Annotated in this window: 11 protein-coding genes; 4 read left to right on the top strand and 7 right to left on the bottom strand. The window is 62.0% G+C overall.

Annotated elements, in window-relative coordinates; all coding sequences use genetic code 11:
• The coding region (locus tag WBF74_RS09545) for a sulfate transporter family protein (RefSeq protein WP_424438711.1) at positions 1-611 on the top strand (611 nt) is incomplete at its 5' end.
• Positions 612-623: 12 nt separating this feature from the next.
• Entirely contained in the window at positions 624-989 is a 366-nt protein-coding gene (locus tag WBF74_RS09550) for a hypothetical protein (protein WP_424438714.1), read from the top strand.
• Between the two features lie 46 nt (positions 990-1,035).
• On the opposite strand, the gene nth is transcribed toward WBF74_RS09550, so the two are convergent.
• A complete protein-coding gene (gene nth / locus WBF74_RS09555; protein ID WP_424438717.1) occupies positions 1,036-1,692 on the bottom strand; it encodes an endonuclease III in 657 nt (218 codons plus the stop codon).
• Between the two features lie 107 nt (positions 1,693-1,799).
• Here nth and WBF74_RS09560 point away from each other — a divergent pair, with 107 nt between their 5' ends.
• Positions 1,800-2,327, top strand: coding sequence for a DUF2244 domain-containing protein (locus tag WBF74_RS09560; RefSeq protein WP_424438720.1), 528 nt, complete (start codon positions 1,800-1,802; stop codon positions 2,325-2,327).
• Positions 2,328-2,362: 35 nt separating this feature from the next.
• Here the strand turns inward: WBF74_RS09560 and WBF74_RS09565 are convergent, their stop codons facing one another.
• From WBF74_RS09565 to WBF74_RS09590, 6 genes are all read right to left on the bottom strand, one after another.
• Positions 2,363-2,995: a 2,3-bisphosphoglycerate-dependent phosphoglycerate mutase gene (locus WBF74_RS09565; RefSeq protein WP_424438723.1), complete on the bottom strand. Its 633-nt coding sequence runs from the start codon at positions 2,993-2,995 to the stop codon at positions 2,363-2,365.
• A gap of 27 nt (positions 2,996-3,022) precedes the next feature.
• A complete protein-coding gene (gene dapB, locus WBF74_RS09570; protein WP_424438726.1) occupies positions 3,023-3,838 on the bottom strand; it encodes a 4-hydroxy-tetrahydrodipicolinate reductase in 816 nt (271 codons plus the stop codon).
• 43 nt (positions 3,839-3,881) lie between these two features.
• Positions 3,882-4,232 carry a DMT family protein gene (locus WBF74_RS09575; RefSeq protein ID WP_424438729.1) on the bottom strand — a complete coding sequence of 117 codons (351 nt, stop codon included), beginning with the start codon at positions 4,230-4,232 and terminating at the stop codon, positions 3,882-3,884.
• A gap of 70 nt (positions 4,233-4,302) precedes the next feature.
• Positions 4,303-5,457 (bottom strand): molecular chaperone DnaJ, encoded by a 1,155-nt coding sequence (gene dnaJ / locus WBF74_RS09580; protein ID WP_424438731.1) that lies wholly within the window; start codon positions 5,455-5,457, stop codon positions 4,303-4,305.
• A 101-nt stretch (positions 5,458-5,558) separates the two neighbouring features.
• On the bottom strand, positions 5,559-7,490 hold the full coding sequence (gene dnaK / locus WBF74_RS09585) for a molecular chaperone DnaK (RefSeq protein WP_424438734.1): 1,932 nt from the start codon (positions 7,488-7,490) through the stop codon (positions 5,559-5,561).
• A gap of 368 nt (positions 7,491-7,858) precedes the next feature.
• Positions 7,859-8,425, bottom strand: a complete 567-nt coding sequence (locus tag WBF74_RS09590) for a hypothetical protein (protein WP_424438737.1) — start codon at positions 8,423-8,425, stop codon at positions 7,859-7,861.
• Between the two features lie 91 nt (positions 8,426-8,516).
• Here WBF74_RS09590 and WBF74_RS09595 point away from each other — a divergent pair, with 91 nt between their 5' ends.
• Positions 8,517-9,146, top strand: coding sequence for an alpha-ketoglutarate-dependent dioxygenase AlkB (locus WBF74_RS09595; RefSeq protein ID WP_424438740.1), 630 nt, complete (start codon positions 8,517-8,519; stop codon positions 9,144-9,146).
• Positions 9,147-9,251 lie beyond the last annotated feature (105 nt).

A 9,251-nucleotide genomic window follows, 5' to 3' on the forward strand; every position in this document is an offset into this window, starting at 1 on the left:
GCCTTGGCCTCACCCTCATCGTGCTCGTCGCCTTTGGCGCGGGGCTTCAATGGGCGCTGGCCGCGCTGCCGGAATTCGGGCCGGAGCTTGCGGGCGGCTGGGTCGATGCGGTGCTTGAGTTCATCGCCCGCTTCCTCGCCGTGATCGTGCTGGTGCCGCTCGTCCATCCGGTCGTCTCGCTGGTGGCGGGCTTCTTTCTGGAGAACATCGCGGCGCGGGTGGAGGCGGAGAATTATCCGGCTGACCCGCCCGGCACCGACCAGCCCTTCTTCCAGTCGCTTCTCCTTGCGCTGCGCTTCACGCTGGTTCTCATCATCGTCAACCTGCTCGCCCTGCCCTTCTATCTCGTGCCGGGCGTGAACCTCGTGCTCTTCTGGATCGTGAACGGCTATCTGCTCGGGCGTGAATTTTTCGAGCTTGTGGCGCTCCGCCATATGCCGCCCACGGAAGTGGAGGCAACGCGCAAGCGCCATCGTCTGCGCATTTTCATCGCCGGCGTGATCGTGGCGCTTTTCACCACCGTGCCCGTGCTCAACCTGCTGGCGCCGCTCTTTGGAACCACGCTGATGGTCCATACCTACAAGGCGCTCGCCGCGCGTCGGCAGATGTGAGATGAATTGCGCATGAAGCTGAAACTCGTCTCTCTCTCAGCCCTTGCCCTTACGCTCGCAGCCTGCGCCGCCCCCGCGCGCACGGGACCGGGCATCGCCTCGCTCGGCAGCGGACCACTCACCTCGCAGGCGCTTGTCGGCGCAACACCGGGGGCCATTTCCGCGCGTCTCGGTGAACCGCATTTCCGCCGCTCCGAGCCAAGTGCCGAGATCTGGCAATATGGCGGGCGCGATTGCAGCCTCTTCATCTATTTCTATGGCGTGAAAGAAAACGCGCCCAATGCGCGCTATGTCGATGCGCGCAAGCCCGAAGGCGGTGCCGCCGACAAGGAAGCCTGCCTCGCCTCCATCACGCCAAAGCGCACACCGATTTCCTGAAGTCCCGTCATTGCTTCGCCGCTTACGCGCCTCACAATGACGAAAACTACAGGGCGACCGTCTTGGCCTTGAAGCGGCAGAGATCGTTCACCATGCAGGAAGGGCAATCGGGCTTGCGCGCCTTGCAGACATAGCGGCCATGCAGAATGAGCCAGTGATGTGCATGCTGCTTGTAGGCATCGGGCACGACTTTTCCGAGCTTCTGCTCAACCTCGACAACATTCTTTCCCGGTGCGAGGCCGGTGCGGTTCGAGACGCGGAAAATATGTGTATCGACCGCAATGGTCTTTTCGCCAAAGGCGATGTTCAGCACCACATTGGCCGTCTTCCGGCCAACGCCCGGCAGTTCTTCAAGTGCGGCGCGATCTCGCGGCACCTCGCCGCCATGCTTCTCCACAAGCATGCGGGCGGCAGCGATCACATTCTGCGCCTTGGTGCGATAAAGCCCGATGGTGCGGATATGCTGGATCAGCCCTGCCTCGCCGAGCTTCAGCATTTTCTCCGGCGTATCGACCTTCTTGAAAAGTTCCTTCGTCGCCTTGTTGACGCCGATATCGGTTGCCTGCGCGGAAAGCGCCACGGCGACGAGCAGCGTATAGGTGTTGGTATATTCGAGTTCCGTCTTCGGCTCCGGCATTGCCTCGGAAAGCCGGCGGAAGAATTCCTCAATATCGGGTTTTTTCATGAGAAGCGCGCGGGACATGGGCCTATGTCTTTCCACATAACGGGCCGGGCCTGCAAGCCTCATGGGTCGTGCCGCGGCGAAAGGCCGGTTGCGGCCTGCTTTTTCGCACCCTAACCTTTCCTGTCATGGCGACAGTCCCGACAAGCTCTGCCGATCATGCGGCACCCCTTGAGCCACCGCTTCATTTTAATGCGGTGATCCTGCCGCATCGTTCGCTCTCACTGCGCGGCTTTTTGATCCTGATGGCGGTGATAACGGCATCGAACTTCACGGCCGGAAGCCTTTTCATGGCGAAAGGCGCATGGCCCGTCTTTTTCTTCTGTATGGCGGAAGTGGCAGCGGTCTGGTGGGCGTTCCGCATGAACTACCGCGCCGCCCGCGCCTGTGAGACGGTGCAGCTTTCCGATCACGAATTGCGCGTGCGCCGGATCGATGCGAAAGGCCGTGTCGCCTGTGCGACAAGTTTCCAGCCCTATTGGGTGCGGCTCGCCCTCACCGAAGCGCCGGACAGTTCAACCAGATTGCATCTGACAAGTCATGGCCGCTCGGTGGAAGTGGCAGCAGCGCTCTCCTCGCCGGAGCGTGCGGATTTTGCCCATGCGCTTGAAATCGCGTTGGCAAAAATGAAAGCGGGGCCGGCCGCCACCCTGTAGCGGCAAGCGGCCCCGCCCTGTCTCCCCGCCCAGTCTCAGTGTGCCTCGCGCTCGATCAGGAGCTTCTTCGAAAGCACATTGCCCTTGTCATCAAGCTCGTAAACGATGGGCGCGCCGGTTGCGATGTTGAGCGCGATCACCTGTTCCTGATTGAGCTTGTCGAGCTGCATGACGAGGGCGCGCAGGCTGTTGCCATGGGCAGCAACCAGCACACGCTCGCCCTTCAGCACGCGCGGCAGGATTTCCGCCTCGAAATAGGGAAGCACGCGCTCTGCCGTCATCTTCAGGCTTTCGCCGCCGGGCGGCGGCACGTCATAGGAGCGGCGCCAGATATGCACCTGTTCCTCACCCCATTTCGCGCGGGCATCGTCCTTGTTGAGACCGGAGAGATCGCCATAGTCGCGCTCGTTCAGCGCCTGGTTTTCGATGATCTCGATATCGCTCTGGCCAAGCTCGGCAAGCATCAGGCGGTTCGTTTCCTGCGCGCGCGAAAGCTTCGAGGTGAAGGAAACGTCGAAAGTAAGCCCGGCCTTCTTCATGGCCTGCCCTGCTTCCTTCGCTTCGGCCTTGCCCTGCGCCGTCAGCCCCGGATCACGCCAGCCCGTGAAAAGATTCTTTTCGTTCCATTCGCTCTGTCCGTGACGGACAAGCACAAGCAGATTGCTCACGTCTCGCTCCATTGATCCGTAGAAAGATTATTTTATGCCGAGCACATCGGCCATGTTAAAGAGGCCCGGGCCCTTGCCCTGCCCCCATTGCGCGGCCTTGAGGGCGCCGCGCGCGAAAATGCCTCTGTCTTCGGCGATATGGCTGAGCCGGATACGCTCATGGTCGGTTGCGAAGATCACGTCATGCTCGCCCACAACCGAGCCGCCGCGCAGCGCCGCAAAGCCGATCGCGCCCCTGGCGCGCGGGCCCGTCACGCCGTCGCGTCCACGCTCGGAATGTTCCTTGAGAGATATGTTGCGGCCCTCTGCCGCTGCCTCACCGAGAAGGAGCGCCGTGCCCGATGGCGCATCCACCTTGTGACGATGATGCATCTCGACAATCTCGATATCCCAGTCAGCGCCGAGGGCGGCTGCCGCCTGCCGCACAAGCGCTGCAAGCAGGTTCACGCCAAGGCTCATATTGCCCGCCTTCACGATGGTCGCGTGGCGTGCGGCGGCCTTGAGCCGTTCTTCTTCCGTGTCGGAAAAGCCGGTCGTGCCGATCACATGGACAATGCGCGCCTGCGCGGCGAGCGCCGCAAAGGCAACGGAGGCAGCAGGCGTTGAAAAGTCGATCAGCGCATCCGCATCCTTGATGACGGACAGCGCATCCGCCGTGGCGGTGATGCCGAGCGGCTTTGCAAGCCCTGCCAGCGTGCCGAGGTCCGCGCCGATATGGGGAGAGCCTTGTGCTTCAAGCCCGCCCGCAAGCGTCACGCCTTCGGTGCCCGCGATGAGGCGGATCAGCGTCACGCCCATGCGCCCGCCCGCACCCGTGACCGCAATCTTGATGTTCTGAGCCATATTGCCTGTCCTCAACCTGTCCGCGCTCTATAGCAGCCTGATCCTACCCCCGGAAGATGAAATAGGCCCCGAGCGCGATGAAGCCGAAACCGATGGCCGTGTTCCATGTGGGCGACTGGCCGAGATAGAGCGCGGAAAACACCACGAAAACCGTGAGAGTGATGACTTCCTGGATGGTCTTGAGCTGGGCAGCGGAATAGACCGCATAGCCCATCCGGTTGGCTGGCACGGCAAGACAATATTCAAAAAAGGCCAGCCCCCAGCTCAGCAGGACGACGGTGAGAATGGGGGTCGTCGTGAATTTGAGATGCCAGTACCAGGCCGCCGTCATGAAAACATTGGAGACGACGAGAAGCGCAATCGGGATGAGATAGGCAGAAAGCGGAGAGGTCATGGGCGCGCATCCGGACAGGAAAAAGGCCCCGGCAGTGTTGCGCGGGGCCTTTGCAGATTATCCGTCTTTTTCAATTCTGGAAGCCGTCCCAGAACTCCTTCACCTTGGCGAAGAAGCCGGTGCTTTGCGGGCTGTTGCTGGGTGAGGAGGCTTCCTCGAACGCCTTGAGAAGATCCTTCTGCTTGCGCGTCAGGTTCACCGGCGTCTCAATGGTGATCTGGATATAGAGATCGCCCGTATCGCGCGAATTGAGCACCGGCATGCCCTTGCCCCGCAAGCGGAACTGGCGGCCGGTCTGTGCGCCTTCCGGCACTTTCACCTTCACCTTCTTGCCGCCCAGCGTCGGCACCTCGATCTCGCCGCCAAGCGCGGCGGTGACCATCGAAATCGGCACGCGGCAGAAAAGATCCGCGCCATCGCGCTCGAAGATGTGGTGTGGCTTCACCGACAGGAAAATATAGAGATCGCCTGCCGGTCCGCCGCGCATGCCCGCTTCGCCCTCTCCGGCAAGGCGGATGCGTGTGCCATCCTCGACGCCTGCGGGGATATTGACGGAGAGCGTGCGCTCCTTCTCCGTCCGGCCCGCGCCATGACAATTGGTGCAGGGCTTGTCGATCGTCTGGCCGCGCCCGTGGCAGCTCGGGCAGGTGCGTTCAATGGTGAAGAAGCCCTGCGCCGCGCGCACCTTGCCGTCACCCTGACAGGTCGGACAGCTGACAGGCTTCGAGCCGGGAGCGGCACCTGTGCCGGCGCAGACATCGCATGACACCGAACCCGGCACGCGAATCTGCGCCTTCTTTCCTTCAAAGGCTTCTTCCAGCGTGATTTCCATGTTGTAGCGCAGATCATGTCCGCGCGTCTGGCCGCCGCCGCGCCTTCCGCCGCGGCCCCGGCCACCCATGAACTCGCCGAAAAGATCGTCGAAAATGTCGGACATGGACGCGCCGCCAAAGCCGCCATGCGCGCCGCGCGCTCCAAAGCCGCCACCGCCCATGCTGCCGTCAAAAGCGGCATGGCCGAACTGGTCATAGGCCGCCCTGCTCTGCTCGTCCTTCAGCGTGTCATAGGCCTCGTTGAGTTCCTTGAAACGCTGCTCGGCAGTCGGGTCGCCCTGGTTCTGGTCGGGATGGTATTTCTTGGCGAGAGTCCGATAAGCCTTTTTCAGCTCATCGGCGGTTGCGTTGCGGCTCACGCCGAGCACGTCATAAAAATCGCGCTTCGACATGGGATATCACCTTGCTCGCGAAGGGGCCGGGGCGAACGCGCTCTTGCGCGCCCGTCCCGCCTGGCTATGTGTGAAAGCGGAGGTCATGACGATGGCCCGGATCAGGCGGGCTTGTCCTGATCTTTGTTGTTCTCGTCAACTTCCTCGAACTCGGCGTCAACGACATCATCCTGCGTCTTGCCGCTCGTGGCATCGCCTGCCGCTGCCGCTTCATTTTCGGCTTCAGCCTGCGCGGCCTTGTAAAGCGCCTCGCCCATCTTCATGGAGACCTGCGTGAGCGCGTCGGCCTTCGCCTTGACCTCGGCTGCATCCGTGCCGGCAAGTGCGGTGCGCAGCGCTTCAAGGGCTGCTTCCACTTCTGCCTTCACATCAGCGCCGATCTTCTCGCCATTTTCAGCGAGCGTCTTCTGGGTCGAGTTGGCAAGCGCCTCTGCGTGGTTGCGCGTCTCGACTTCCTCACGCCGCTTCCGGTCTTCCTCGGCATGGGCCTCGGCATCCTTCACCATTCTTTCGATGTCGGCTTCCGAGAGACCGCCCGAGGCTTCGATGCGGATGGTCTGTTCCTTGCCCGTCGCCTTGTCCTTGGCGGACACATTGACGATGCCGTTCGCGTCGATGTCGAACGCAACTTCGATCTGCGGCACGCCGCGCGGTGCGGGCGGAATGCCCACAAGGTCGAACTGGCCGAGCAGCTTGTTGTCTGCCGCCATTTCGCGCTCGCCCTGGAAGACGCGGATCGTGACGGCGGACTGATTGTCTTCCGCGGTCGAGAAGGTCTGCGCCTTCTTGGTCGGGATCGTGGTGTTGCGATCGATCAGGCGCGTGAAAACACCGCCCAGCGTTTCGATGCCGAGCGACAGCGGCGTCACGTCGAGCAGCAGCACATCTTTCACGTCGCCCTGCAGCACACCCGCCTGAATGGCCGCGCCCATGGCGACCACTTCGTCCGGGTTGACGGACATGTTCGGCTCCTTGCCGAAGAACTGCTTCACCGCCTCGCGGATTTTCGGCATGCGCGACTGGCCGCCGACAAGCACCACTTCGTTGATCTGGCCAGCGGTGACACCCGCATCCTTGAGCGCAGCCTTGCACGGTTCGATCGTGCGCTGGATGAGATCTTCGACCAGCGCTTCAAGCTTCGCGCGCGTGATCTTGATGGTGAGGTGCTTCGGGCCGGAGGCGTCTGCCGTGATGAAGGGCAGGTTCACTTCCGTTTGCGCGGCAGAGGAAAGTTCGATCTTCGCCTTTTCAGCAGCTTCCTTCAGGCGCTGCAGCGCAAGCTTGTCGCCGCGCAGGTCGATGCCGTTTTCTTTCTTGAATTCGTCAGCGAGATAGTTGACGAGGCGCATGTCGAAATCCTCGCCGCCGAGGAACGTGTCGCCATTCGTCGCCTTCACTTCAAAGACGCCGTCGCCGATCTCGAGGATCGACACGTCGAAGGTGCCGCCGCCAAGGTCATAGACCGCGATCAGCTCGCCATCCTTCTTGTCGAGACCATAGGCGAGCGCGGCCGCCGTCGGCTCGTTGATGATGCGCAGCACTTCAAGACCCGCAATCTTGCCCGCGTCTTTCGTCGCCTGGCGCTGCGCGTCATTGAAATAGGCCGGAACCGTGATGACAGCCTTGTCAACTTTCTCGCCGAGATAGTCTTCAGCCGTCTCTTTCATTTTCTGGAGGATGAAGGCCGAAACCTGCGACGGCGAATATTTCTCGCCATGCGCTTCCACCCAGGCATCGCCATTGTCGGCGCGGACAATGCTGTAGGGCACCATGCCCTTGTCCTTCTGGGTCGTCGGGTCTTCATAGGAGCGCCCGATCAGGCGCTTGATCGCAAAGAGCGTGTTGGTCGGGTTGGTGACGGCCTGGCGCTTGGCGGACTGGCCGACAAGCCGCTCGCCATCCTGCGTAAAGGCCACCATGGAGGGGGTGGTACGGGCGCCTTCGGAATTCTCGATGACTTTGGCAGTGCTGCCTTCCATCACCGCGACACACGAATTCGTCGTGCCGAGGTCGATACCGATGACTTTAGCCATGACTTACTGGTCCTCTTTCACTGCGGCGGGCCGGGCGGGCCTCGTGGCACCCGCTGGACCGGAAAGCGCCTTTGCGCTGCCCGGTTTCACCGGCTCCCAAAGGGAAACCTTGTCCGGGCGGTACACTCGCTCGGCAGGGCGTTGAAACGTTGCCGTGTATATAGGTTTGGGTTTTACGCCCCGCAAGCGTTGATGCGGCAATATGGTCACAGGAGAGAGGCAGAATGGACTCATTTCGCCCCGGCTCCCCGCCCGGCCTCGCCAAAATGGTGATCGGGCAGAAATAAAGTAAGGGGAACGGTAACGGAACCGTTCCCCTGCACCCGCAGATGAGCCGCGCCCCGCCCTCGCCGGGGCTGAGCGGCGTCCTAGAGCTGGTTGTCCGGATAGACGCTGTTCCACTCGCAGGGCTGGTTCTGCCAGTTTTCCTTGCGGATATTGGACTGGAGCACGTCCGGCCCGGTCATATCCTTGCGCAGATCGGCGGCCTCGTCCTTCGCGTCGGTATAGCCCATCTCGGCGGCGAGGCTGAACCACATCAGCGCAAGCTGCTTGTTTTCGCGCTGGGTGGTGAGAAGTGATGCCGCCTTGGCGGGCGCGTTCATCCCGCGCACAAGGTCGCCGGAATAGATGCGGCCGAGCTCATAAAAGGCGCGCGGCTCACCCTGCCGTGCCGCCTCGCAATACCATTTCGTCGCCTTCTGATTGTTGAAGACGCCGACACTGCCCGCAATGCTGCAGCAATAGCTGTCGCCCAGTTTCATCTGCGCGGCGACATCGCCCGCCTCTGCGGCGCTCTCATTGGCGGCGATCCGGGCATTGTCGGTCGCCCTTGTCGCACCCTGCGTCGCCACGGCGACACAGCCGGAAAGCGCCACGGCGCCGGCAAACCCCATAAAAATCGCGGCAAGCCGCCCTATTCTTCCCTTCATCATGACCCCCCTTTCACGCGCCCTGAGTGGCGCAGCCTCGACCCTTCAGCCCGCTTAATATGGCACTCTTAATGCCACTATACGAGTCCCAGCCTTGAGAAAATCAGTCGAAACGGCGTTTGAAGGGATCACGCTTTATCCGGGCTTTCTGGATGGAAGCGGCCAGCGCGCGCTGCTGGCTGCCATTCTGGAAGGGCTCACGGCGGAAAAGCCCTATCGCCCCCGCATGCCGCGCACAGGCAAGCCCTGGTCGATCCATCAGATGAATTTCGGCCCGCTCGGCTGGGTTTCGCAGCCCGAGGGCTATGGCTATGCCGAGCTGAACGAGGCAAGCGGCCGCCCCTGGCCGCCCATTCCGCCGCTGCTGCTCGACATATGGGCAGACGTGGCGAACTACCCTGCCCCGCCCGAATGCTGCCTCGTCAATCTCTATGACGCGCCGAAAGCCCGCATGGGGCTCCACCGCGATGAGGATGAAGAGGCACTCGACGCACCGGTCGTCTCCATCTCGCTTGGCGATACATGCGTCTTCCGCATCGGCGGATTCGCCCGTGGCGACAGGTCACGAAGCTTCAGACTCGCGAGCGGCGATGTGCTGGTGCTGGGCGGCGCGTCCCGCCTGCGCTACCACGGTGTGGACCGCATCATCCCCGGTTCATCCCAGCTTGTTCCCGGCGGCGGCAGGATAAACCTGACGCTCCGCCGGGTGACGAAGCCCGCTTAGAGACTGTTTGAAAAGCCTCTTCCCCTCCATCCACGTCTTTACCTTTGGTTTTGCCGCAAAGACGTGGATGGCCGGGTCAAGCCCGGCCATGACGAGGTTGGTTTG

This window comes from Parvibaculum sp. (assembly GCF_049672805.1).
In the GTDB taxonomy this organism is placed as follows: Bacteria; Pseudomonadota; Alphaproteobacteria; order Parvibaculales; family Parvibaculaceae; genus Parvibaculum.